This window comes from Azorhizobium oxalatiphilum, assembly GCF_014635325.1.
In the GTDB taxonomy this organism is placed as follows: Bacteria; Pseudomonadota; Alphaproteobacteria; order Rhizobiales; family Xanthobacteraceae; genus Azorhizobium; species Azorhizobium oxalatiphilum.
Window position 1 is genome coordinate 13,258 of the sequence record NZ_BMCT01000007.1, and the last position, 23,665, is coordinate 36,922.

A 23,665-nucleotide genomic window follows, 5' to 3' on the forward strand; every position below is an offset into this window, starting at 1 on the left:
AAGTCCGCCGCCTCACACGAAATACAGCCAGCTGATCAGCGCGAAGCAGGGCAGGAGGAAGATCGAGGACCAGACCATGTAGCCGAAGAAGCTCGGCATCTTCACGCCGCGATGGCGGGCGATGGACACCACCATGAAGTTCGGCGCATTGCCGATATAGGTCATGGCGCCCATGAACACCGCACCCGCCGAGATCGCCTCCAGCGTCACCGCCAGCGAGCCCATGAGGCGATGGGGATCGCCGCCGGCGAGGTTGAAGAAGACGAGATAGGTGGGCGCATTGTCGAGGAAGGCGGACAGGCCGCCCGTCAGCCAGAAATAGGCGATGTTCACCGGCTTTCCGTCCGGTCCCGTCACCAGATCCACCAGCGGCGCGAAGGCCCCGTTGGAGCCGGCCTTCAGGATGGCGATGACCGGGATGATGGTGGCGAAGATGGCGGCGAACAGCTTGCCCACCTCCAGGATCGGCTCCCAGTCGAAGCCGTTGCGCTCGCGCACCAGCCGGGGCGTGATGGCCACAGAGATGAGCGCGATCACGATCAGCAGCACGTCGCGCACGATCCATTGCAGCTCGACCCGCGTGCCGTAGATGTCGAACGAGATGCCCGGCTTCCAGAGCGCGCTGAGCAGGATGGCGCCGATGATGGCGAACAGCAGCGGCACGTTCTGCAGGCCGCGAATGTCGATGCGGGTCTCATCCGAGGGATCGGGCCGCGCGGGCAGATTGGTCTCGCGCCGGTAGAAATAAAGCTCCAGCAGGAAATAGGCGACGAGCAGGATGCCGGCCACCAGCACCGTGTCGGTGAACAAATGGGTGGTGGTCCAGAAGAAGCTGACCCCCTTCAGGAAGCCGAGGAACAGCGGCGGATCGCCCAGCGGCGTCAGCGCGCCGCCGATGTTCGACACCAGGAAGATGAAGAACACCACTGTGTGCACCACATGCTTGCGGCCCTCGTTGGCGCGGAGCAGGGGGCGGATCAGCACCATGGAAGCGCCGGTGGTGCCGATGAAGCTCGCCATCACCGTGCCCAGCGCGAGGATCAGCGTGTTGGTGCCCGGCCCGCCATGGATGTGTCCGGCGACGAGGATGCCGCCCGAGACGGTGAACAGCGCGCCGAGCAGGATGATGAAGGGAATGTATTCCGAGAGCGCCGCATGCACCAACTCATGGGCGGTGACGGACGGGCCGTAGGCGATCGCGAAGGGAACGATGAAGGCGAGCGCCCAGAACAGCGCCACCTTGCCGTAATGGTGGTGCCAGAAGCGGTTCGCCAGCAGCGGCATCAGCGCGATGGACAGCAGCATGCCGGCGAAGGGCACGCCCCAGAGCGGCGAGAGATCGGCGGCGGCATAGCCGGCGGATGCTGCGGCGTGGGCCGGGGACCAAGGAATGAGAAACAGGCCGCTCGCGGCGGCGACGGCCATTGCCCGTCCGGTCACACCCATGCCCCACCTCCCGTGCGCGGCACCCTGCCGGCTGTGGCGGCGACCGAGCGCGCCCTGTTCCGTTTGATGAACGATGCGGTCAATCCGCGCAAGGCCGCCCTGCCTTTGGCCTGCGCCGCAAGTCCATGGCTTTGCAGTGCGATCGGGCAAGAAACAGTGGCGGGCCGGGCGCCGCCCGCGGGACCGCCATGTGTGGGCAAGTGTTGACCCGTGCGCCGCTTTCTGTCCTAGTCCGCCGGCATTCGAGACAGCATTTCGGACATGAGCACAGATCGTTACAACGCGCGCGACGCAGAACCCCGCTGGCAGGCCATCTGGAACGAGCGCGGGATTTTCCGCACCCGCAATGACGATCCGCGCCCGAAATTCTTCGTGATGGAGATGTTCCCCTATCCGTCGGGGCGCATCCACATCGGCCACGGCCGCAATTATGTGATGGGCGACGTGCTCGCGCGCTACAAGCGCATGCAGGGCTTCAACGTGCTCCATCCCATGGGCTGGGACGCCTTCGGCCTGCCGGCAGAGAATGCCGCCATCGAGCGCAAGTCCCATCCCAAGATCTGGACCTACGAGAACATCGCCTCGATGAAGGAGCAGCTCCAGCTGCTCGGCCTCTCGCTGGACTGGAACCGCGAGATCGCCACCTGCGATCCCTCCTATTATGCCGAGCAGCAGCGCCTGTTCCTCGACCTGCTGGACAACGACCTCGCCTATCGCAAGGAGAGCGAGGTCAATTGGGACCCGGTGGACAACACCGTGCTCGCCAACGAGCAGGTGATCGACGGCCGCGGCTGGCGCTCCGGCGCGGTGGTGGAGCGGCGCAAGCTCTCGCAGTGGTTCTTCCGCATCACCGCCTTCGCGCAGGAGTTGCTGGACGCGCTCGACACCCTGGACCGCTGGCCGGACAAGGTGCGCCTCATGCAGCGCAACTGGATCGGCCGTTCGGAAGGCCTGGAAGTGCTGTTCGAGCTGTCCAAGGGCTCGGTTGCCGCTGCCGGCACCCCGGCGGTGAAGGTCTACACCACCCGTCCCGACACGCTGTTCGGCGCTTCCTTCCTGGCACTGTCGCCCGATCATCCGCTGACGCAGCATCTGGCTGCCACCCGGCCGGAGCTGGCCGCTTTCGTGGCCGACTGCAAGACCGGCGGCACCTCGGCGGAAGCCATCGAGACGCAGGAAAAGAAGGGGTTCGACACCGGCCTGACCGTTGTCCACCCGCTCGATCCCGCGCGCACGGTGCCCGTGTATGTGGCCAACTTCGTGCTGATGGATTACGGGACCGGCGCCATTTTCGGCTGCCCGGCGCACGACCAGCGCGACCTCGACTTCGCCCGCAAGTATGGCCTCACCGTCACCCCGGTGGTGCTGCCGGCGGATGCGGACCCGGCCACGTTCGCGGTGGGCAACGAGGCCTATGACGGCGAGGGCCGGCTGTTCAACTCGCAGTTCCTCGACGGCCTCACCGTGGACGATGCCAAGGAGCAGGTGGCCCGTCGCCTCGAGCGCTTCCGCGTGGGCGCTGAGCCGCAGGGTACGCGCAAGGTGAACTTCCGCCTGCGCGACTGGGGCATCTCGCGCCAGCGCTACTGGGGCTGCCCGATCCCGATCATCCATTGCGAGAGCTGCGGCCCGGTGCCGGTGCCGCGCGATCAGCTCCCCGTGAAGCTGCCCGACGACGTCAGCTTCGACCGGCCGGGCAATCCGCTCGATCGCAACAAGGCCTGGCGGGACGTGCCGTGCCCGAAGTGCGGTGCCCCCGCGCATCGCGAGACGGACACCATGGACACCTTCGTGGATTCGTCCTGGTACTTCCTGCGCTACGCCTCGGACAATCAGGAGAAGCCGCTCGACAAGGACGCGGTGGCCCACTGGCTACCGGTGGACCAGTATATCGGCGGCATCGAGCACGCGATCCTGCATCTGCTCTATTCGCGCTTCTTCACCCGCGCCTTGAAGGCCTGCGGGCGCGTCGATGTGGCCGAGCCCTTCGCCGGCCTGTTCACGCAGGGCATGATCGTTCACGAGACCTACAAGGATCAGGACGGCCGCTGGCTGTTCCCGGAGCAGGTGAAGCTGCTGGGCAACGGCAAGGCGGTGAAGGTGGATGACGGCACGCCCGTGACCGTCGGCCCGCCGGAGAAGATGTCCAAGTCCAAGAAGAACGTGGTGCCGCCGGAGATCGTGGTGGACAGCTACGGCGTGGACGCCGGGCGCTGGTTCATGCTCTCCGACACACCGCCCGAGCGCGACAGCGAATGGACGCAGTCGGGCATCGAGGGCGCGTGGCGCTTCGTGCAGCGCGTGTGGCGTCTCGTCACCGAGGGGATCGAGCTGGGGGCGGCCGCCGATGCGCCGAAGCCCGAAAGCTTCGATGCCCCGGCAACCGCTCTGCGCCGGGCCTCCCACATGCTGGCCCATCAGGTGGCCGACGACGTGGAGCGCCTGCGCTTCAACGTGGCGGTCGCCCATGTGCATGAGTTCGCCAATGCCTTCGGGCAGGCGCTGGCCGCTGCCCGCTCCGCCAGCCCGGTGCCGGCGGATCTCGCCTTCGCCCTGCGCGAGGCGGCCGAGATCCTGACCCGGGTGGTGGGTCCCATGGTTCCCCATCTGGCGGAAGAGTGCTGGGCGCAGCTCGGCAACTCCACGCTGCTGGCCGAGGCCGCGTGGCCGCAGGTGGATGCGGCGCTGCTGGTGGAGAACACCATCACCCTGCCGATCCAGATCAACGGCAAGAAGCGGGACGACATCGTCGTGCCGCGCGAGGCCACCCCGGCCGAGGTGGAAGCCGCCGTGCTCGCCATGGACAGCGTGCGCAAGGCCCTCGACGGCAAGCCGCCCAAGCGTATCATCGTCGTGCCACAGAGGATCGTGAATGTCGTCGCCTGACGCCCCCCTTCCCGCCCGACGGACTTTTCTGCGCAGTGCCGCGTTTGGCGGCTTCGCGCGCCTGGCCCTCGCGGGCGGGCTCGCGCTGTCGCTCGCCGGCTGCTTCCAGCCCATGTATGGCGACAACGGCGTGAAGACGACCAGTGGCGCGCCGTTGCAGCAGCAGATGCAGCAGATCGAGATCGTGAAGATCCAGGGCCGGCTCGGCGACGTGCTGCGCAATGACATGATCTATGAGCTGACGGGCGGCGCCGGCAATCCGGTGGGCGCGCCCTACAAGCTGCTCATCGACGTCACGTCATCTTCGGCTTCGTCCATCGTGGACACGTCCTCGGGCCTGCCGCAGAACCGCATCATCCGTGTTGCCACCAATTGGCGTCTGGTGCGGGCGGGCGAGGAGACCAAGCCGCCGGTCCTCTCCGGCAAGGCTTCGGGCAGCGCGTCCACGGACGTGAGCGAGCAGCGCTTCGCCAATTATCGCGCGGCGCGCGATGCGGAAGACCGGGCCGCCAAGATGGCTGCCGCGTCGATCCGGACGCAGCTGATGTCCTTCTTCGTCAATCCGCCGCCGCCCAAGCCGGCCACGCCAGCGGCGCCTGCCGCTGCCGCTGCCGCTCCGCAGGGCACCCCGCCCGCCAAGCCGCCGGGAAGCTGACCGTACATGGTTGCGGTTCGCGCCGGCGATGCGGATGCGGCGCTGGCGCGCCGCGATCCCAAGCACGCCGTGGTCCTGATCTATGGTCCGGACCTCGGCCTCGTGCGCGAGCGCGCGGCCGCGCTGGTCAAGCGCGTGGTGCCCGACACCTCCGACCCCTTCGCCGTGGTGCGGCTGGAGGGCGATGAACTGGCGAGCGATCCCCAGCGCCTGATCGACGAGACCCAGACGGTAGGGCTGTTCGGCGGTGAGCGCGTGGTGTGGGTGCGCGGTGGCGGGCGCAATTTCGTGCCGGCGCTGGAGCCGGTGCTGGCCAATCCCTCCGGCACGCTGGTGGTGGTGGAGGCGGGCGACCTGAAGAAGGGCGCGCCGCTGCGCTCGGCCTGCGAGAATTCGCCCAAGGCCCTCGCCATTCCCTGCTTCGCCGATGGCGACCGTGATCTCGCCAAGCTGGTGGACGGCATGCTGGGCGAGGCCGGCCTCGTCATCGACCGCGATGCCAAGGAACTGCTCGTGTCCCTGATCGGAGGCGACCGTCTCGCCTCGCGCGGAGAGATCGCCAAGCTCGCCCTTTATGCGCAGGGGCAGGGGCGGGTGACGCTGGAGGATGTTCGCATCATCGTCGGCGATGCCTCGGCGCTGGCGCTGGACGATGTGGTGGATTCGGCCCTCGCCGGCATGGCGCAGGAGGCCACCACCGCGCTCGCCAAGGCGTGGGGTGCGGCGACCCGGCCCGATGCGATTCTCGGCGGACTGCTGCGCGCGCTGCACGGCCTGCACCAGATGTCCTTGCAGGTGGCGAGCGGCCAGCAGGTGGACACGGTGATCAAGAGCGCGCGGCCCATGATCCATTTCTCCCGTGTGAACAAGATGGAGCGTGCCCTGCGCAGCCTTTCGCCCGGCCGCTGCATGAAGCTGATCCTGCTGGTGGACGAGGCCGTGCTTGCCGCCCGTCGCAGCGCCCCCATGGCGCAGGCCATCACCGAGCGCGTTGTGTTGCAGATGGCGGCGCGCAAGCAGGCCAACTGAACGCGGCTCTCCTTTTCACGGATCCAATCTTCCCGCAGCAGGTTTGAGACGAGGGGTCAGACAGCTAGGCTATTGCCGGGCGTCTTGGCTGTCCTTGGTTCGCTCTGTTCGAGAGGTATTCATATCCGATGCGCAGCCTCACCAGCCTCAGTCTTGCCGGATCACTGCTTGTGCTTGCCGTTGGAGGCGCCGTCTGGAGTTCAGCCGCGCATGCCGCATCGGACAAGCGGGTGGACAGCGACCTCACCATCTATGTGGCGGGCGATCTGCTCCGGAAGGGCGGGGTGGTGTCGGTACAGCCGCTGCCGGTGCCCCGCGCGGAGTGGGACAAGATCAATGCCGCCGACAATGCTCCCGTGCCGCCGCCCGAAGGGCTGAAGCCCATCGGCGCGGGCGGCAAGCGCATGGTGGTGATCGCCAGCGCGCAATACAGCCAGATCCAGTTCTTCTATCCTGAGGATGTCACCTACACCTTCCGCTTCCGCCCCCATCCCGAGCAGAAGGATGAGATGCGGGTGACGGGAACGCGGGCGCTGTCCATCGGCGGCGTCAACAGCGACACCGGCCTTGGTCCGCAGATGGAGTATGGCTTCAAGGGCCGGGCGACGAGCGGCGACCAGACCATTCAGCTGGTCGCGCCGGACCTGGACGAGCATACGGCCCGCAGCCTGATGGCGGTGGTGGAGCTGATGCCCAACCGGCCGCCGCTGGCCTGCGAGACCCGCAGCGCCACCGCCGTCTGTGCGGTGGAGCCGGCCACGTGGCCCAAGGTGGCGGCGGATTGGGAGAAGTCGCGGCTGGACGGCATCACCGAGCGCAAGCACGATGCCGCCCGGCGGGCCTGCTACGACAAGGCGCCCGCCGGCAACGGCAGCTGCGTGCAGGTGAGCGCGGACGGCGCGGAGCCGGTCTATGAGTTCCGCCGCAATCCGTGAGGCGAAGGCCGCTCAGCCCTTCGCCAGCTCGCGGAAGTGGCCGCGTGCTTGCAGCCATGCCAGCAGCATGAGCCCCGGTATGCCGGCGATGACGGTGATGACGAAGAACCACGCCCAGCCCGTGACGTCATAGATATAGCCGCCGCCCGAGGCGAGCACGGTGCGACCCACGGCGGTCAGTGCGGTGAGGAGGGCATATTGGGTGGCGGTGTGGGCGCGCACCCCGCAGAGCGAGGACAGATAGGCCACGAAGATCACGGTGCCGATGGCGCTGGTGAAATTCTCCACCACCATGGCGAAGGTGAGGAAGGCCACATCCGGCCCGATCATCGCCTGCACGGAGAAGGCGAGGTTGGAGAGCATCTGCAGCACGCCGCCGATCCACAGGCACGTCACCAGCGAGCGCCCGCGCGCTAGCATGCCGCCGGCAAAGCCGCCCACCAGCGTGGCGGCAAGGCCCACGCCCTTCACGATGCCCGCATACACGGCCTTGTCGAAGCCGATGGAGATGATGAAGGAGGCGGTGAGCCCGCCGGCCAGCGCGTCGGAGAATTTGTAGAGCGTGACAAAGGCCAGGATGGCGACGGCCTGGTTGCGGGTGAGGAAGTCGGAGAAGGCGCCATAGGCGGTGGTGAAGACGCGCTTCATGGTGCCGAGCGCGCCGCCCTCATGGGGCATCCGGGGCGCCCCGTCCGGCTCGCGGGCGATGAGGGTGGCGAGGATGCCGAGGCCCATGCAGGCGGCCGCGATCCCGTAGCCCCAGGCCCAGACGGAATCGTGCGGCAGGCCCCTGAACTCCAGCCATGTCACCACGGCGATGATGCCCGCGCCCGACACCAGCATGCCGATGCGATAGGCGGCCACATAGCCCGCCATGCCCGCCGCCTGCTCGGAGGTGTCCAGCTTCTCCACGCGATAGGCATCCACCACGATGTCCTGCGTGGCGGAGAGAAAGGCAACCAGCACCGAGCCGACGATGAGGCCGAAGGGGGCGGCCACTTTCAGGCCGTCGGCGGAGGTGGTGAAGCCGAGATCCTGGAAGCCGAGATAGAGGATGGCGGCGGCGAGCAAAATCTGGGTCGCCAGCAGCCAGCCGCGCCGCCGGCCCAGCCAGCGGGAGAGCAGCGGCACATCGATGGCATCCACCAGCGGCGCCCAGAGGAATTTCAGCGTGTAGGGCAGGCCCACGAGATGGAACAGGCCGATGGTGGCGATATCCACCTTGCGCTCTGTCATCCAGACCGCGAGCGTGGAGCCGGTAAGCGCCAGCGGAAGGCCGGAGGAGAAGCCGAGCAGGATCACCACCAGCACGCTCGGGCGCAGATAGACCTTCAGCGCGTCGAGGGTGGAGGTGCGGGGCGCCTCGGTGCCCAGGGTATTCTCGCTCATCCCGTCCTGTCCTGCCCGCGTCCGGTTGGGCGCGGCTGGACGCTCACGCCTGATTGGCACTCCAGAGCCCGGCTTCCACCTTGGAGACCGCGATCACCGCCTGCGTGCGGCTCTCCACCCCGAGCTTCTGGAGAATGGCCGAGACATGGGCCTTCACCGTGGCTTCGGAGACGCCCAGCTCATAGGCGATCTGCTTGTTCAGCCGCCCTTCCGCCAGCATCATCAGCACACGGACTTGTTGCGGCGTTAACGTGGCGAGCCGGCCGATGATGGCGTCGGTCTCTCCATCCCGCCCGCCGCCGAGGTCCACGTCCGGCGGGGTGGCGGTGCCGCCGGCCAGCACGGTGGCCACCGCCTCGCGCATGGCGGCGATCTCCATGGTCTTCGGAATGAAGCCGGAGGCGCCAAGGTCGAGGCAGCGGCGAATGACGGGCGGGTCCTCATTGCCGGACACCACCACCACCGGCACGCCGGCATATTGGGCGCGCAGATAGATCAGGCCGGAGAAGCCGCGGGCGCCGGGCATGGTGAGGTCGAGCAGCACGAGATCGAAGTCGGGCTCGCGTTCCAGCAGCGCGTGCAGATCGTCGAAGGTGCCGACCTCCACGATCTCGGCCGCCGGGAACTGGCCGGCAACGGCCTCCCGGAGCGCCCCCCGGAACAGCGGGTGGTCGTCCGCGATAACCAGCCGGAACGCGGCCTCCGCATCTCCCAAAGCCTTCTCCCCCGCTTCTGCCCCCATCCGGCTCCACCACCAGGCTGGAGCCGGTCCGAATCGTCCAGCGGATCATCGACAAGCAATGTCATGGTGGCAAGGTTGCTGGTCGCGGCGGGACAATCACTGCATTTGGGCTTCCTTTTGGCGCGAAAAGGAAGCCCATTTGAATACCGTCAGTGGTCAGACGAAAATATATCGCTGCCTATGCTTGTGCCGTATTTACCATATAAAAATACTTCTAACATATTGATTTCAAATCAAAAAACATCAAATCGAACAAGTGCGCCAAGCAAGCCTCGCGCAAGCTTCATGCCGTACCTTGGTGGTGGATTGTATAATCATTCGGATGCCGTCGATATGTTCGGCTTGGGCAAGGTCGGAGAGGCCGCGCAAACTCTTGGTGCGCTCGATGAAGCGCTGGCCGTGATCGAGTTCACGCCTTCCGGCGAGATTCTCACGGCAAATGCCAATTTTCTGAAGCTTGTCGGCTACACGCTGGCAGAGCTGAAGGGGCGGCATCATCGACTCTTCGTGGACCCCGCCTATGCGGCCTCGCCGGATTATGCGGCCTTCTGGAGCCTGCTGGCAAAGGGGCAGTTCCAGGCGGGTGAATTCCGTCGCCTGGGCAAGGGCGGCGGTGCCGTCTGGCTGGAGGCCACCTATAATCCGGTGTCCGATGGCTCGGGCAAGGTCCGCAAGGTGGTGAAGTTTGCCGCCGACGTCACTGCGCGCAAGCAGCTCAGTTCCGAACATGCGGGGCAGGTGTCGGCCATCTCCAAATCGCAGGCGGTGATCCATTTCGGCATGGACGGCATCGTCACCGATGCCAACAGCCACTTCCTTCACGCGCTGGGCTATCGGCTGGACGAGATCGTCGGCCGCCATCATTCCATGTTCGTGGCGCCGGAGGAGCGCAGCTCGCCCGCCTATCGCGGCTTCTGGCAGGCGCTGGCGCGCGGCGAGTATCAGCAGGGCGAGTTCCGACGCGTGGGCAAGGGCGGCGGGGATGTCTGGATCCAGGCCACCTATACGCCCATCGCCGACGATGAGGGCAAGCTGTTCAAGGTGGTGAAGTTCGCCACCGACATCACGGCCATGGTGCAGGATCGCCAGCGCCGGCAGGTGATCCAGAAGGAGATCGCCGCCGATCTGCAGCTGATCTCCGGCGAGCTGGAACAGACCAATGCCGAGGCGGCCTCGGCTGCCGCAGCCACCACCCAGACGGCCAACAATGTACAGTCGGTGGCGGCCGGGGCGGAGGAACTGGCGACCTCGGTGGAGGAGATCCGCCGTCAGGTGCACCAGTCCAGCGAACTGGCGCAGGCCGCCGTCTCCGAAGGGGCGCGTACCGGCGCCATCGTGGACAGCCTTACCGGCGCGGCGCAGAAGATCGATCAATGCCATTGCCGAGCAGACCAACCTTCTGGCCCTGAATGCCACCATCGAGGCCGCGCGCGCAGGCGATGCGGGCAAGGGCTTCTCGGTGGTGGCGTCCGAGGTGAAGAGCCTCGCCGGCCAGACCTCGAAGGCCACCAGCGACATCGCCGCCCAGATCGAGGCGGTGCAGGATGCCACCCGCAAGGCGGCGGATGCGCTCGGCGCCATCACCGGCAGCATCACCGAGCTGAACACCATATCGGCGCTGATCGCTGCCTCAGTAGAGCAGTAGACCGCGGTGACGCGGGAAGTGTCGGCCAACATGCAGGTGGCGGCGCAGGGCGTGGAGACGGTGAAGCAGAACGTCGGCTCCATCGCGGCCTCGACCGGGCATGTGGAACAGTCGGTCCGCAAGGTCCGCGAGGCATCCAGCGCCATCGCATGAACGTATACGAACAATTATAGGCACGTGACAGGCTTTGCCTTGTCGGGTCCCATTCCCCACGAGATCAAACGAGCTCCATCCATGTTTGGTGCAAGCAACCGTTCCGAGGCGATGCTGAAGCTCGCGGCCCTCAACAAGGCCATGGCTGTCATCGAATTCACGCCCACCGGCGAAATCCTCGATGCGAACAAGAATTTCCTCGATGTGGTGGGATATGGCCTCAGCGAGATCAAGGGCAAGCATCATCGCCTGTTCGTCGACGCACAGCTGGCGTCGAGCCCCGAGTATCAAGATTTCTGGCGTCGCCTTGGTGCGGGTGAATATCAGCACGGCGAGTATCGCCGCTTCGGCAAGGGCGGTGCGGAGGTCTGGCTACAGGCCTCCTACAATCCGGTGATCGATGCGCGGGGCAAGGTGCTGAAGGTGGTGAAGTTCGCCGCCGACATCACTGAGCAGAAGCGCCGCACGGCGGAGTTCTCCGGCCAGATCGAGGCCATCTCGAAGTCGCAGGCGGTGATCCATTTCGCCCTCGACGGCACGGTGCTGGACGCCAACGACAATTTCCTCGCCGCCATGGGCTATACGCTGTCCGAGATCGTCGGCCGCCATCACTCCATGTTCGTCACCCAGGACGACCGCAACGATCCGGCCTATGCGCGCTTCTGGGAGAGCCTGCGGCGCGGCAGCTATCAGGCGGCGGAATATCGGCGCATCGGCAAGGGCGGCAAGGAGGTCTGGATCCAGGCGTCATACAACCCCATCCTCGATGCGGCCGGCACGCCCTTCAAGGTGGTGAAGTTCGCCACCGACATCACGGAAGCCGTGCGCGAGCGCATGAAGCGGGCCGAGATCCAGAAGGCCATCGACGCCGACCTCAACCGGATCTCGCTGGAGCTCTCCGCCGCCAATACGCAGGCGGCCTCGGCCTCGCAGGCCACCGAGCAGACGGCTTCCAACGTGCAGAACGTGGCGGCGGGCGCCGAGCAGCTGGCCGCCTCGGTGGAGCAGATCGGTCGGCAGGTGCGCCAGTCGAGCGAGATTTCGGCGGCGGCGGTGGAGCAGGGCAACCGCACCAATCAGATCGTGGCCAGCCTCAGCGGGGCTGCCGACAAGATCGGTCATGTTGTGGCGCTGATCAATTCCATCGCCGGCCAGACCAACCTGCTGGCGCTCAACGCCACCATCGAGGCGGCGCGCGCCGGGGATGCCGGCAAGGGCTTCTCCGTGGTGGCCTCGGAAGTGAAGAGCCTCGCCAACCAGACCTCCAGCGCCACCAACGAGATCGCCAGTCAGGTGAGCGAGGTGCAGGCGGCCACCAATGAAGCCGTGACCGCGCTGGGCTCCGTCACCGACTTCATTGCCGAGCTGAGCGGCATTTCAGCAGAGATCGCCGCGGCCGTGGAGCAGCAGATGGCCGTGACCCGCGAGGTATCGCACAACATGCAGACGGCGGCACAGGGCATCGAGATGGTGAAGCAGAACGTGATCCAGATCGCGGCCTCCACCGACCATGTGGAAGCCTCCACCCGCAAGGTGCGCGAGGCTTCCGCCGCCATCTCCTGATGGGGCGGGTGTACCGGCTCAGGGCGTCGCGGCAGGCTCCGTGCCGAGGAAATAGCCCTTGGCCTGCGTCACCTCGGCGGCGATGAAATCGGCCGCCGCCCGCACGCGGGCGAGATCGCGCATGTCGGTATGGGTGATGAGATAGAAGGTTCGCGTCAGCGTCACCTCCTGCGGCAGAACGGGCACGAGATCAGGCTCTGCCGCGCCCATGAAGCAGGGCAGCACGCACACCCCCGCGCCCGCCCGCGTCGCCTGCATCTGGGCGATAAGGTTCGAGCTTTTCAGGCGCGGGCGCAGTTCGCGTGCGACGAGGGGCACATAGTCCAGCTCCGGCGCATAGATCAGATCGTCGATATAGCCGATGAAGGCATGACGCATGAGGGCGGCCCGGCTCTCGATGGTGCCGTGCGCCGCCAGATAGCCCCGTGAGGCATAAAGCCCCAGCCGATAGTCGGTGAGCTTGCGGGCGTGCAGCCGCCCCTCCTTCGGGCGGCTCAGGGAAATGGCGATGTCGGCCTCGCGCTTGGACAGGCTGACCAGACGCGGCATGGCCAGCAGCTGGATTTCCAGCGCCGGATGCTGGCGTGAGAAGGCGCCGAGGCGGGGGGCGAGGAAGAAGGTGCCGAAGCCATCCGGCGCGCCGATGCGTACGGTGCCGGAGACTCCCAGATTGGCACCCGCGATCTCGCTCTGGGCGGTGAGCGCCAGTGCCTCCATGCTCTCTGCCGCCGTCATCAGCCGCTCGCCCTGAGCGGTCAGCACGATGCCGCTGGATCGCCGGTCGAACAGCTTGGCGCCGAGCTGAGTTTCCAGCGCGCCGATGCGCCGGCTGACCGTGGAATGTTCCACGCCCAGTTGCCGTGCCGCCCCGGTGAGCGAGCCCGCGCGCGCCACTGCCAGCAGGAAACGCAGGTCCGACCATTCGAAATCCAGCCCGGCCAACCCGCTCTCCTTCTGCCCGCCTATCGATTTTCGCACGATGCGCGTGCAGAAATTGCGATGGATGTGCGGAAAAAGCTAGGGCATCGTAGCGGCAACAAACAAAACCATCCGGGAAACGACAGGGAGAGGATCGCACCATGCGCGAAATCGGTCATTTCATCGGCGGCAAGGCCGTCGCCGGCACCTCCGGCCGCTATGCGGACGTCTGGGAGCCCATGACCGGCGAGGTGGCGGGCCGCGTGGCCCTGGCTTCCAAGGCCGAGATGCGCGCTGCGGTGGAGAATGCCAGGGCCGCCCAGCCCGCCTGGGCCAATACCAATCCGCAGCGGCGTGCCCGCGTGCTGATGAAGTTCCTCGAACTGGTCCAGCGCGACTATGATGCGCTGGCCGACCTGCTGGCCCGCGAGCATGGCAAGACCGTGCCGGACGCCAAGGGCGACATCCAGCGCGGGCTGGAGGTGATCGAGTTCGCTATCGGCATTCCGCATCTGCTGAAGGGCGAGTTCACCGACGGCGCCGGTCCCGGCATCGACGTCTATTCCATGCGCCAGCCGCTCGGTGTGGTGGCGGGCATCACGCCGTTCAACTTTCCGGCCATGATCCCCATGTGGAAGTTCGGCCCGGCGATCGCCTGCGGCAACGCCTTCATCCTGAAGCCGTCCGAGCGCGATCCCGGCGTACCGCTGAAGCTCGCCGAGCTGATGATGGAGGCGGGCCTGCCGCCGGGCATCCTCAATGTGGTGAACGGTGACAAGGAAGCGGTGGACGCCATCCTCGATGATCCCGACATCAAGGCGGTGGGCTTTGTGGGCTCCTCGTCCATCGCCCAGTACATCTATGAGCGGGGCGCGGCCAACGGCAAGCGCATCCAGGGCTTCGGCGGCGCCAAGAACCACATGGTGATCATGCCCGACGCGGACATGGATCAGGCGGTGGATGCGCTCATCGGCGCCGGCTACGGCTCGGCCGGTGAACGCTGCATGGCCATCTCGGTGGCCGTGCCGGTGGGCGAGGCGGCGGCGGAGAAGCTGCTGGAGCGGCTGGTGCCCCGCGTGGAGAGCCTGAAGATCGGCCCCTCCACCGACGTCACCGCCGATTTCGGCCCGCTGGTGACGCGCGAGGCGCTGGAGCGTGTGAAGTCCTACGTGGACATCGGCGTGAACGAGGGCGCCAAGCTGCTGGTGGACGGGCGCGGCTTCAAGCTGCAGGGCTATGAGAACGGCTTCTATCTGGGCGGCTGCCTGTTCGACCATGTGACGGCGGACATGCGCATCTACAAGGAGGAGATCTTCGGCCCGGTGCTCTCGGTGGTGCGGGCGAAGGACTATGCCGAGGCGCTGCGCCTGCCGTCCGAGCATGAATATGGCAACGGCGTCGCCATATTCACCCGCGACGGTGATGCGGCCCGCGATTTCACCTCCAAGGTGAATGTGGGCATGGTGGGCATCAACGTGCCGATCCCGGTTCCGATCGCCTATCACACCTTCGGCGGTTGGAAGCGCTCGGGCTTCGGCGATCTCAACCAGCACGGCCCGGACGGCGTGCGCTTCTACACCAAGACCAAGACCGTCACCTCCCGCTGGCCCTCCGGCGTGAAGGAAGGCGCAGAGTTCGTGATCCCGACCATGGGGTGAAGCGGGGGCACAGCCCCGCTTCCAGTACGACGATCTGGTAAGTTTATATTCTCCGGTGTTTTGTGTATGTTCCGGCCCTCTGCAGGTGAAATCCACCCGGGGGGGTTATTTTGCTGATTAGTCATAGACATAGATTCATTTATACAAAGACGCTGAAGACTGCGGGAACATCGGTGGAGATCTACTTCGAGGAGGCGGCGCTGCCGCTGCAGCATAATATTCCGCGAGGGCACCACACGGAGGATATCGAGAGCCTTGCGGGCGTCGTGGGCTACAGGGTCTCCGGGGGGAGAGAGCCGCCGGGGACGCGCTGGTACAACCACATGCCGGCGGTGGCCATCCGGGAGCAGGTGGGGCGAGAGGTCTGGTCGAACTATTTCAAGTTCTGCGCCATCCGCAATCCGTTCGATAAGGCTGTCTCCTTCTGGTGGCACCGGATGTCGGAGGCCGGGGGTGCAGCTTTGAGGGACGCGGATTTCTCGCTGATCCGCAGCGCCTTTTGCGAATGGGTCTGTGAGGATCTGAGACATCTCGTGGACCGCGGCACCTACATGATCGACGGCAAGGTGGTGATGGACGACATTATCCGCTACGAGACGCTCTCTGCGGATATCGCCCGCATCAGCTCCGTTCTGGGCCTTCCCGCTCCCTCGCAGGCGCTTGGGCGCTACAAGGGAGAGTTCAGGAAGAACGCCGCGCCGTTCGCGGACTATTACGACGCGGCGGCGGCACAGGCGGTGCGTGACGTTTTTGGCTTCGAGCTGGAGTATTTCGGCTATCAATTGACGAACTGATCATTTCTGTCTGGGCCTGCCGGCAATGGCAACAGCCACCGGCAGGCCGCATGTGGCCCGCGTTGGGAGGCGCAAGAGATGTTCGAGCTCAATGAAGACCAGATCGCTATCCGCGATATGGCCCGCACCTTCGCCCGCGAGGAGATCGCGCCCCATGCGCTGAAGTGGGACGAGGAGGAGCATTTCCCCATTCCCACGCTGAAGGCTGCGTCTGCGTTGGGCATGGGCGGCATCTATGTGCGCGACGATGTGGGCGGCTCGGGCCTCACGCGGCTCGATGCCACGCTGATCTTCGAGGCGCTGGCGGAAGGCTGCCCGGCCACCTCCGCCTATCTGTCGATCCACAACATGGTGGCCTGGATGATCGACCGCTTCGGCGCGCCCGAACAGCGGGCGAAGTGGCTGCCGAAGCTTTGCGCCATGGAACTGGTCGCCTCCTATTGCCTCACCGAGCCGGGCTCGGGTTCGGATGCCGCCGCACTGAAGACGCGGGCCGTGCGCGAGGGCGATCATTATGTGCTGCACGGCGAGAAGCAGTTCATCTCCGGTGCCGGCGCTTCCGACCTCTATGCGGTGATGGTGCGCACGGGCGGGGAGGGGCCGTCCGGTGTTTCCACCCTGCTGGTGGAGGCGGGGGCGCCCGGCCTCTCCTTCGGGGCAAACGAGAAGAAGATGGGCTGGAAGGTGCAGCCCACCCGCGCGGTCATTTTCGACGGCGTGCGCGTGCCGGTGGAGAACCGCATCGGCGCGGAGGGCGAGGGCTTCAAGTTCGCCATGGCCGGGCTTGATGGCGGGCGGCTCAATATCGCCGCCTGTTCGCTGGGCGGGGCGCAGTCCGCTTTTGACAAGGCGCTCACCTATGCCGGGGAGCGCAAGGCCTTCGGCAAGGCCATCAATCAGTTCCAGGCGCTGCAATTCAAGCTGGCCGACATGGAAACCGAGCTTGAGGCGGCGCGCACCTTCCTGTGGCGCGCGGCAAGCGCGCTGGATCGTGCCGACCCCAAAGCCACGCGCCTGTGCGCCATGGCCAAGCGCTTCGTGACCGACACTGGCTTCAACGTCGCCAATGAGGCGCTGCAGCTGCACGGCGGCTATGGCTATCTGGCGGACTATGGGGTGGAGAAGATCGTGCGTGATCTGCGGGTGCACCAGATTCTGGAGGGCACCAACGAGATCATGCGCGTCATCATCGCCCGCGCGCTGGTGCAACGGGGCAACTGAGGCTCCACCGTCGACGGGCGGCAACGGCATCTACGGCCGGCAAACCAGAATAAAAGCTTCGGGAGGAGACTATGTCGATCATCGCCTTCATCGGCCTCGGCAACATGGGCGGCCCCATGGCGGCCAATCTCGTCAAGGCAGGACATACGGTGCGGGGCTTTGACCTCGTGCCCGCGGCACTGGAGGCAGCCGCCGCCCGTGGTGCGGAGATCGCCGACAGTGCCGCCGCCGCCGTGCGTGGCGCCGCCGTGGTTGTGACCATGTTGCCCTCCGGCCGACATGTGCTGGCGGCGGTGGAGGGAGAGGCGGGCCTGTTCGCTGCCGCCGAGCCGGGCACATTGTTCATCGACAGCTCAACGATCGACGTCTCATCCGCCCGCGCCTTTCACGAGCGGGCGGCGGCGGCGGGGCTTCCCAGCCTCGATGCCCCGGTTTCCGGCGGTGTGGGCGGGGCGGAGGCGGGCACGCTCACCTTCATGGCGGGGGGCTCGGACGCGGCATTCGCCTCGGCCCGGCCCATTCTTGAGCTGATGGGCAAGAAGATCGTCCATTGCGGCGAGGCGGGTGCCGGGCAGGCGGCGAAGATCTGCAACAACATGATCCTCGGCATTTCCATGATCGGCGTCTGCGAGGCCTTCGTGCTGGGTGAGAAGCTGGGTCTTTCCCATCAGGCGCTGTTCGATGTGGCGTCCACATCGTCGGGGCAGTGCTGGTCGATCAACACCTATTGCCCGGTGCCGGGTCCGGTGCCGACGAGCCCGGCCAATCGCGATTACCAGCCCGGCTTCTCGGCTGCGCTGATGCTCAAGGATCTGAAACTGTCGCAGGGGGCGGCGGATACGGCCGGGGCCGCAACGGCCCTTGGGGCGACCGCCGCCGAGCTCTATGCCGCCTACGAGGCGGATGGGAACGCCGGCCGCGACTTCTCCGGCATCATCGAGTGGATCCGCGCCCGCAGCTGAGCGCGGATCCGTGTCGCGCGACTTTGCTCAGGCGCTGGCGGCGTCGAGTTCGGCGATGTCGCCGGAGGTCAGCGTGAGCTGAACGGCGCGCACCAGCCCTTCCATCTGGGCGAGCGAGGTGGCGCTGGCGATGGGCGCGGTGACGCCGGGCCGGGCGATCATCCACGCCAGCGCCACTTCGCCCATCTGGGCGCCTCTGGCCTTGGCCACCTTCTCCACCGCATCGAGGATGCGGAAGCCGCGCGGATTGAGATAGGGCGCCACGCGGGCGCTGCGGGCTGCGCTCTTGGCGAGGTCGGCTTCCGAACGGTACTTGCCGGTGAGGAAGCCCGCCGCCAGCCCGTAATAGGGAATGACGCCGATCTTCTCATGCATGGCCAGATCGCGCAGGGCGCCGTCATAGGCGGCGCGATTGTAGAGATTGTACTCCGGCTGAAGGCTCTCGTAGCGCGGCAGGTTTTCGCGGGCGGAGACATCCAGCGCATCGGCCAGCTGTTCGGCGGAAAAGTTGGAGGCGCCGATGGCCCGCACCTTGCCGGCCTTGATCAGCTCCGCATAGGCGCCGAGCGTTTCCGCATGGGGCGTGTTGGGGTCGAACTGGTGCGACTGGTAAAGGTCGATGCGCTCCGTTTTCAGCCGCTTCAGCGAGCCGTCGACGGCGTCCTTGATCCAGCGGGCGGACAGGCCGACACGGTCCCCGCCCATGTCCATGCCCACCTTGGTGAAGATCTGCACCTTGTCGCGCTTGGCGGGATTGGCCGCCAGCCAGCGGCCGATGATGCTCTCGCTTTCCCCGCCTTCATGGTCCGGCACCCAGCGCGAATAGACATCCGCCGTGTCGATGGCATTGAGGCCGGCGTCGACGAAAGCGTCCAGCAGGCGGAAGCTCAGCGCTTCATCCGCCGACCAGCCGAAGACGTTGGTGCCGAGCACGAGAGGGGCGATGGAAAGGCCGGAACGGCCAAGGGGGCGATGCTGCATGACGGATACTCCGGACGCGACAGAACTGCCAATTTTCTGGCGTAACGCGGCACAAGCTACGCAGCAAGCAATGTTTTTTGATCGCGCGAACGTTGCTCGCCACACGTCATCCTGCTTAAGTCGATCTTACGTTCTGTCAGGTCGGGGAAGGTGATGGCTTCGGTGCGCAAGGCCGGCGTGACGGTGGCGAAGCCCCGCCGTGCGGCGGCTTCCGGTGGGGAGCGCGATGGCGAGCCGCGGCGCCGCATTCTGGCGGCTGCGGAACAGGTGTTCGCCGCGCGCGGCTTCGATGCCGCCACCTTGCGCGAAATCACCGTGGCTGCCGGCGTCAACATCGCGGCGGTGAACTATTATTTCTCCTCCAAGGAGGAACTGGTCCGTCAGGTGCTGGACCGGCGCATGACCCCCTACACCGCCGCGCGCCATGCCGCGCTGGAGGCGCGGCTGGCGGAGGCCGGGGACACGCGGCTCAGCGTGAGCGAACTGGCCGAGGTGATGGTACGGCCCATCGTCGAACTGAGTCGCGACGACGAGGCTGGTGGTCGCTCGCTCATCCGCCTGCTGCTACAGGTGCGCGCGCGGCCGAGCGAGACCACCATCCGCGTCTTCATCGACCGGGTGGACCCGCTGGTGCAGCGCTTCGTGGATGCCTTTCAGGCCGCCGCGCCCCATCTGTCGCGGGCCGACATCTACTGGCGCTACAATTTCTCCATCGGCGCGGTGATGCAGGTGCTCACCGATGCCGATCCGCTGTCGCTGCGCCTGAAGCGCCAGTCGCGCGATCTGTGCGACACCGAGGATGACGAGGCCATCGTCCGGCAGCTCGTGGCCTATATCACGGCGGCCTTTGCCGGCCCTGTGGCAGCCGTGTCAGGGGAGCCGCAGGAGAAGCCCGCTCCGGCACGCCGGCGGACCCGCCGCCCGCCGGCGACGGCATCCGCCGACTGATCACCTCACGCCGAGAGCCACACGTCGGCGAAGCTGCCGCGAATGCCTTCCGGCATGGCCATCACGTCGTGCACGCGCTTGTTGATGATGCAGGTGTAGTCGAGGTCCAGCAGCGGCAGGATCGGCAGGTCGGTCATGGCCAGCTTCTGGAACTCGTGGAACAGCGCCTTGCGCTTGTCCGGGTCGATCTCCGTGCCCGCCGCTTCCAGCACCTTGTCCATCTCCGGGCTGGCATAGCCCGAGGCGTTCACGAACGGCGAACCCGCCTTCGCGGCCTTGGACCAGTAGAAGCGCTGGAGTCCCATGGAGGGGTCGAAGATGGGCGCGTAGAGGAAGACGTTCAGGTCGTAATCGTAATCGGTGTAGATGGCCTTCAGATAGGTGGGCAGGTCCGATGAGCGGATGCTCACCTCTATGCCCACGCGCTGAAGCGACTGCTTGATGAATTCGGCCGCGCGCAGGTTCGCCTCGCCCAGCGGCACCCAGTCGAGGCGCAGCTTCAGGCGCGTCTTGTCGGCGCCGCGCGGGAAGCCCGCCGCATCCAGCAGCGCCTCGGACTTCTTGGGGTCGAAGGGATAGGCGGGCGGATTGGCGAGGCGGATGTCGCCGGCCTGATAGGGGATGGGGCTCGTGGCTGGCTTGCCGCTCTGGTACCAGACGGCGCGGGCCAGATTCTCGCGGTTCACCGCCTGCAGGATGGCCTGACGCACCTCCAGCTTGGCGAGCGCGGGATTGCGCAGGTTCACCTGAATGGCCTGCGCGTGCTGGAGCAGTTCCTCGCCGCGCGTCTCCACGTCGAACTTGGCATTGGAGCGGAAGCGCGCCAGCTCGCTGTAGGGCACCGGGTTCGGGCCGGCGAGCAGGATCTCGCCGGTCTCCAGCGCCGCCGCGCGCGAGGAGGCGTCGTTGATCACCCGCATGACGATGCGGTCGAGCAGCGGCTTCTCCTTGGCCCAGTAGCCGTCGAAGCGCTCCAGCGTGATGTGGCTGCCCCGGTTCCACTCCACGAACTTGAACGGGCCGGTGCCGATGGGCGCGTTGTTGGCCGGGTTCCGCAGCGGATCGCCCTGCTCATAGACGTGCTTGGGCAGGATCGGGCTCTCGAAGGCGGAAAGCGCATTCATGGCCATGGGCGAGGGCTTCGAGAAGCGCAGGATGGCCGTGTGGTCGTCCGGCGTATCGACAGCCGTGAGATTGGCGAAGGTGCCGCGCCCGCGCGGGTGGTTGGGCTTCAGAAGCTGCATGAAGGAGAAGGCGACGTCGGCGGAGGTGAAGTCCTTGCCGTCGTGCCACTTCACGCCCTGCCGCAGGGTGAAGGTGGCCGTGAGGCCATCCGGCGAAAGCTGCCATGCGGTGGCGAGGCGGGGCTGCGGCTTGAAGTCATAGCCATAGGCGACCAGCCCCTCGGTCATCTTGGAGGAGGCCAGCAGCACCTGGTCGGAGGTGGTGAAGGCGCACACCAGCGCGGTCGGGTCCGGCCAGATGGCCATGGTGAGCGTGCCGCCCTTTTGCGGTGTCTCGGCGGCAAAAGCCTGCCCCGAGCGGCCGATCAGCAAGGTGGCGGCAGCAGCGCCGGATGCGCCGAGGAAGGTGCGGCGGGAGACTGGGCCGAAACGCAGCGGGAAGGAGCTATCGGAAGTCATGGGTTGGCTCGCTCAAGAGTGCGAAAGAGGAAAAGCTGAGGCGGGTTCGGAGGCGCGCGAGGCGGGGATGACCTCGCCGCCCTCCGTGGGCGAATGCGCGGTGCCGTCGGCGGCCACCGTGACCAGATGGCAGGCCACCGTGCGTCCGTCAGGCAGGGGCCGGAGCGCCGGCTCTTCGGTGGTGCAGAGCTCCACCTTGAACGGGCACCGGGTATGGAAGCGGCAGCCGGGTGGCGGGGCCGTGGGGCTCGGCATGTCGCCCTCGATGCGCAGGCGCGGGGCGTGCGCGCTCTCGGGATCGGGCGAGGGGTGGGCGGCGAGCAGGCCGGCCGTATAGGGGTGGAGCGGCTGCTTCCACACCCGGTCGCGGTCGGACATCTCGACGATCTTGCCCAGATACATCACCAGGATGCGGTCGGCGATGTAATGCACCACCGCCAGATCGTGCGAGATGAAGAGATAGGAGAGGCCCATCTCCTTCTGCAACCGCACCATCAGATTGATGACCTGTGCCTGCACCGAAACATCCAGCGCCGACACCGGCTCGTCGGCAACGATGAGCGCGGGATTAAGAGCCAGCGCCCGGGCAATACCCACGCGCTGGCGCTGGCCGCCGGAAAATTCGTGCGGGAAGCGCGAGGCCGCATCCGCCGGCAGGCCCACACGGGCCATCAGCTCCAGCACCTGCGCCCGGCGCGCCTTGGCCGAGCCGAGGCCGTGCACCTTCAGGGGCTCCTCGATGATGGTGCCCACCGTGCGGCGCGGGTTCAGCGAGGCATAGGGGTCCTGAAACACCATCTGCATGCGCTTGCGCAGCGGGCGCACCTGCGCATAGGGCAGGTCCGAGATCACCTGCCCGTCGAGCCGCACCTCGCCGCCGGTGAGCGGGGCGAGGCCCATGATGGCGCGGCCGAGGGTGGATTTTCCGCAGCCGGATTCACCGACGAGGCCCACCGTCTCGCCGGCTTTGATGGCAAAGCTCACCCCGTCCACGGCGCGCACGCGGCCGTGGTGCTTCACGAGATCGCGCACCTCCAGCAAAGGCGGGCCGGCTTCCGGGAAGATGGGTTGCGCATTCATGCCGGCACCCCCTCGGTGGCGAGGATACAGGCGACCTTGGCCGGGCCGACGTCACGCAGGGCGGGGCGCGTCTGCGCGCAGGCGTCGATCGCCACCGGGCAACGCGGCTGGAAGGCGCAGCCCTTCGGCAGTGCGGAGAGCGCGGGCACGATGCCGGGAATCTCCATCAGCGGTTCGCGGCCGCCGCCGGCATCCGGGTTGGGAAGGGCACGCAGGAGGCCACGCGTATAGGGATGGCGCGGCGTGCGGAACAGCTCCGCGACGGGGGCCTCCTCCACCTTGCGGCCGGCATACATCACCAGCACGCGGTGGGCGTTCTGCGCCACCACGCCGAGATTGTGGGTGATGAGCACGATGGCGAGGCCCAGTTCCGCCTGCAGGGTGCGCAGCAGGTCGAGGATCTGCGCCTGCACGGTGGCGTCGAGCGCGGTGGTGGGCTCATCCGCGATCAGCAGCTTGGGCTCGCAGGCAAGCGCCATGGCGATCATCACCCGCTGGCGCATGCCGCCGGACAGGTGGTGGGGCAGGTCGTCCAGCACCCGCGCGGGATCGGGAATGCGCACCAGCTTCAGGAGGTCGGTGGCCTTCTCGCGGCGCTGCTGCGCGGAGAGCTCGGGCCGGTGCTCCTCGAACACCTCCATGAGCTGGCGGCCGATGCGCATGACCGGGTTCAGCGAGGTCATGGGCTCCTGAAAGATCATGGAGATGTCGGCCCCGCGCAGCCGCCGCATGTCGCGTTCCGAGAGCGAGAGCAGGTCGCGCCCGTTGAGGCGCGCGGCACCGCCCGCATTGAAGGCGACGCCATCGGGCAGCAGGCGCATGAGCGAGAGCGCGGTCATGGACTTGCCGGAGCCGCTCTCGCCGACGATGGCCAGCGTCTCGCCGGCACGCACGGTGAGGTCGAGCCCGTCCACCACCGTCACCTTGCCGGCGCGGGTGTTGAGGCAGGTGGTGAGGCCCTCCACCGCCAGCACGGGCGTGGCGTCGGGCACGAGGGAGGGAGCAGACGCGGCCATG

The 23,665-nt window shown here is 66.7% G+C and carries 19 protein-coding genes and 1 pseudogene; 12 read left to right on the forward strand and 8 right to left on the reverse strand.

Annotated elements, in window-relative coordinates; translation table 11 throughout:
• Positions 1–12: 12 nt before the first annotated feature.
• Complete coding sequence (locus tag IEW24_RS20475) at positions 13–1,446, reverse strand: sodium:proton antiporter (RefSeq protein WP_244644575.1); 1,434 nt, start codon at positions 1,444–1,446, stop codon at positions 13–15.
• 261 nt (positions 1,447–1,707) lie between these two features.
• Between IEW24_RS20475 and leuS the strand changes: the two genes are divergently transcribed.
• The 4 genes from leuS (at position 1,708) to IEW24_RS20495 (ending at position 6,951) form a co-directional block, all read left to right on the forward strand.
• On the forward strand, positions 1,708–4,332 hold the full coding sequence (leuS, locus tag IEW24_RS20480; protein ID WP_188582159.1) for a leucine--tRNA ligase: 2,625 nt from the start codon (positions 1,708–1,710) through the stop codon (positions 4,330–4,332).
• Entirely contained in the window at positions 4,319–4,987 is a 669-nt protein-coding gene (locus IEW24_RS20485; RefSeq protein ID WP_188582160.1) for an LPS assembly lipoprotein LptE, read from the forward strand. Before leuS ends, IEW24_RS20485 begins: the two co-directional genes overlap by 14 nt.
• Positions 4,988–4,993: 6 nt before the next feature.
• Entirely contained in the window at positions 4,994–6,016 is a 1,023-nt protein-coding gene (gene holA, locus IEW24_RS20490; RefSeq protein WP_188582161.1) for a DNA polymerase III subunit delta, read from the forward strand.
• 170 nt (positions 6,017–6,186) lie between these two features.
• On the forward strand, positions 6,187–6,951 hold the full coding sequence (locus IEW24_RS20495; RefSeq protein WP_188582162.1) for a hypothetical protein: 765 nt from the start codon (positions 6,187–6,189) through the stop codon (positions 6,949–6,951).
• 12 nt (positions 6,952–6,963) lie between these two features.
• Here the strand turns inward: IEW24_RS20495 and IEW24_RS20500 are convergent, their stop codons facing one another.
• Together IEW24_RS20500 and IEW24_RS20505 are read right to left on the reverse strand one after the other, a co-directional pair.
• Complete coding sequence (locus IEW24_RS20500) at positions 6,964–8,340, reverse strand: AmpG family muropeptide MFS transporter (protein WP_188582164.1); 1,377 nt, start codon at positions 8,338–8,340, stop codon at positions 6,964–6,966.
• 43 nt (positions 8,341–8,383) lie between these two features.
• Positions 8,384–9,055 (reverse strand): LuxR C-terminal-related transcriptional regulator, encoded by a 672-nt coding sequence (locus tag IEW24_RS20505; protein ID WP_244644576.1) that lies wholly within the window; start codon positions 9,053–9,055, stop codon positions 8,384–8,386.
• 360 nt (positions 9,056–9,415) lie between these two features.
• On the opposite strand from IEW24_RS20505, the pseudogene IEW24_RS29145 reads away from it, so the two are divergent.
• The 3 genes and pseudogenes from IEW24_RS29145 to IEW24_RS20515 all read left to right on the forward strand — a co-directional run.
• Positions 9,416–10,114, forward strand: a pseudogene (locus tag IEW24_RS29145) (PAS domain-containing protein); the annotation flags it as partial.
• Between the two features lie 175 nt (positions 10,115–10,289).
• Positions 10,290–10,727 (forward strand): methyl-accepting chemotaxis protein, encoded by a 438-nt coding sequence (locus IEW24_RS29150; protein ID WP_308469033.1) that lies wholly within the window; start codon positions 10,290–10,292, stop codon positions 10,725–10,727.
• A 234-nt stretch (positions 10,728–10,961) separates the two neighbouring features.
• Positions 10,962–12,443 (forward strand): methyl-accepting chemotaxis protein, encoded by a 1,482-nt coding sequence (locus IEW24_RS20515; RefSeq protein ID WP_188582168.1) that lies wholly within the window; start codon positions 10,962–10,964, stop codon positions 12,441–12,443.
• Positions 12,444–12,461: 18 nt separating this feature from the next.
• On the opposite strand, the gene IEW24_RS20520 is transcribed toward IEW24_RS20515, so the two are convergent.
• Entirely contained in the window at positions 12,462–13,385 is a 924-nt protein-coding gene (locus IEW24_RS20520) for a LysR family transcriptional regulator (RefSeq protein WP_188582169.1), read from the reverse strand.
• Between the two features lie 137 nt (positions 13,386–13,522).
• Here IEW24_RS20520 and IEW24_RS20525 point away from each other — a divergent pair, with 137 nt between their 5' ends.
• From IEW24_RS20525 to mmsB, 4 genes are all read left to right on the forward strand, one after another.
• Positions 13,523–15,019 carry a CoA-acylating methylmalonate-semialdehyde dehydrogenase gene (locus IEW24_RS20525; RefSeq protein ID WP_188582170.1) on the forward strand — a complete coding sequence of 499 codons (1,497 nt, stop codon included), beginning with the start codon at positions 13,523–13,525 and terminating at the stop codon, positions 15,017–15,019.
• Between the two features lie 173 nt (positions 15,020–15,192).
• A complete protein-coding gene (locus IEW24_RS20530; protein WP_188582171.1) occupies positions 15,193–15,813 on the forward strand; it encodes a sulfotransferase family protein in 621 nt (206 codons plus the stop codon).
• A 78-nt stretch (positions 15,814–15,891) separates the two neighbouring features.
• The gene (locus IEW24_RS20535; protein ID WP_188582172.1) at positions 15,892–17,034 is read left to right on the forward strand and encodes an isobutyryl-CoA dehydrogenase; all 1,143 of its coding nucleotides are present in this window, start codon (positions 15,892–15,894) and stop codon (positions 17,032–17,034) included.
• Positions 17,035–17,105: 71 nt separating this feature from the next.
• Positions 17,106–17,996: a 3-hydroxyisobutyrate dehydrogenase gene (gene mmsB, locus IEW24_RS20540; protein WP_188582174.1), complete on the forward strand. Its 891-nt coding sequence runs from the start codon at positions 17,106–17,108 to the stop codon at positions 17,994–17,996.
• A gap of 27 nt (positions 17,997–18,023) precedes the next feature.
• Here the strand turns inward: mmsB and IEW24_RS20545 are convergent, their stop codons facing one another.
• Entirely contained in the window at positions 18,024–18,977 is a 954-nt protein-coding gene (locus IEW24_RS20545; RefSeq protein WP_188582176.1) for an aldo/keto reductase, read from the reverse strand.
• A gap of 153 nt (positions 18,978–19,130) precedes the next feature.
• On the opposite strand from IEW24_RS20545, the gene IEW24_RS20550 reads away from it, so the two are divergent.
• Positions 19,131–19,925 carry a TetR/AcrR family transcriptional regulator gene (locus IEW24_RS20550; RefSeq protein WP_188582177.1) on the forward strand — a complete coding sequence of 265 codons (795 nt, stop codon included), beginning with the start codon at positions 19,131–19,133 and terminating at the stop codon, positions 19,923–19,925.
• Between the two features lie 5 nt (positions 19,926–19,930).
• Here IEW24_RS20550 and IEW24_RS20555 read toward each other — a convergent pair whose 3' ends face one another.
• From IEW24_RS20555 to IEW24_RS20565, 3 genes are read right to left on the reverse strand one after another with little or no spacing between them, the layout of a single operon-like run.
• Complete coding sequence (locus tag IEW24_RS20555; RefSeq protein ID WP_188582179.1) at positions 19,931–21,568, reverse strand: ABC transporter substrate-binding protein; 1,638 nt, start codon at positions 21,566–21,568, stop codon at positions 19,931–19,933.
• 12 nt (positions 21,569–21,580) lie between these two features.
• Positions 21,581–22,648, reverse strand: coding sequence for an ABC transporter ATP-binding protein (locus IEW24_RS20560; protein ID WP_188582181.1), 1,068 nt, complete (start codon positions 22,646–22,648; stop codon positions 21,581–21,583).
• Complete coding sequence (locus IEW24_RS20565; RefSeq protein WP_188582184.1) at positions 22,645–23,664, reverse strand: ABC transporter ATP-binding protein; 1,020 nt, start codon at positions 23,662–23,664, stop codon at positions 22,645–22,647. The genes IEW24_RS20560 and IEW24_RS20565 overlap by 4 nt, the downstream gene beginning before the upstream one ends.
• Between the last annotated feature and the right edge of the window lies 1 nt (position 23,665).

What these genes read in the sequence shown, in the direction of transcription:
- IEW24_RS29150 (WP_308469033.1), top strand. Translation starts at nt 10,290, where the DNA reads ATGTACAGTCGGTGGCGGCCGGGGCGGAGGAACTGGCGACCTCGGTGG.
- IEW24_RS20555 (WP_188582179.1), bottom strand. Translation starts at nt 21,568, where the DNA reads ATGACTTCCGATAGCTCCTTCCCGCTGCGTTTCGGCCCAGTCTCCCGC.
- IEW24_RS20560 (WP_188582181.1), bottom strand. Translation starts at nt 22,648, where the DNA reads ATGAATGCGCAACCCATCTTCCCGGAAGCCGGCCCGCCTTTGCTGGAG.
- holA (WP_188582161.1), top strand. Translation starts at nt 4,994, where the DNA reads ATGGTTGCGGTTCGCGCCGGCGATGCGGATGCGGCGCTGGCGCGCCGC.
- IEW24_RS20545 (WP_188582176.1), bottom strand. Translation starts at nt 18,977, where the DNA reads ATGCAGCATCGCCCCCTTGGCCGTTCCGGCCTTTCCATCGCCCCTCTC.
- IEW24_RS20525 (WP_188582170.1), top strand. Translation starts at nt 13,523, where the DNA reads ATGCGCGAAATCGGTCATTTCATCGGCGGCAAGGCCGTCGCCGGCACC.
- IEW24_RS20475 (WP_244644575.1), bottom strand. Translation starts at nt 1,446, where the DNA reads ATGGGTGTGACCGGACGGGCAATGGCCGTCGCCGCCGCGAGCGGCCTG.
- IEW24_RS20515 (WP_188582168.1), top strand. Translation starts at nt 10,962, where the DNA reads ATGTTTGGTGCAAGCAACCGTTCCGAGGCGATGCTGAAGCTCGCGGCC.
- IEW24_RS20535 (WP_188582172.1), top strand. Translation starts at nt 15,892, where the DNA reads ATGTTCGAGCTCAATGAAGACCAGATCGCTATCCGCGATATGGCCCGC.
- mmsB (WP_188582174.1), top strand. Translation starts at nt 17,106, where the DNA reads ATGTCGATCATCGCCTTCATCGGCCTCGGCAACATGGGCGGCCCCATG.
- leuS (WP_188582159.1), top strand. Translation starts at nt 1,708, where the DNA reads ATGAGCACAGATCGTTACAACGCGCGCGACGCAGAACCCCGCTGGCAG.
- IEW24_RS20550 (WP_188582177.1), top strand. Translation starts at nt 19,131, where the DNA reads ATGGCTTCGGTGCGCAAGGCCGGCGTGACGGTGGCGAAGCCCCGCCGT.
- IEW24_RS20565 (WP_188582184.1), bottom strand. Translation starts at nt 23,664, where the DNA reads ATGGCCGCGTCTGCTCCCTCCCTCGTGCCCGACGCCACGCCCGTGCTG.
- IEW24_RS20485 (WP_188582160.1), top strand. Translation starts at nt 4,319, where the DNA reads ATGTCGTCGCCTGACGCCCCCCTTCCCGCCCGACGGACTTTTCTGCGC.
- IEW24_RS20500 (WP_188582164.1), bottom strand. Translation starts at nt 8,340, where the DNA reads ATGAGCGAGAATACCCTGGGCACCGAGGCGCCCCGCACCTCCACCCTC.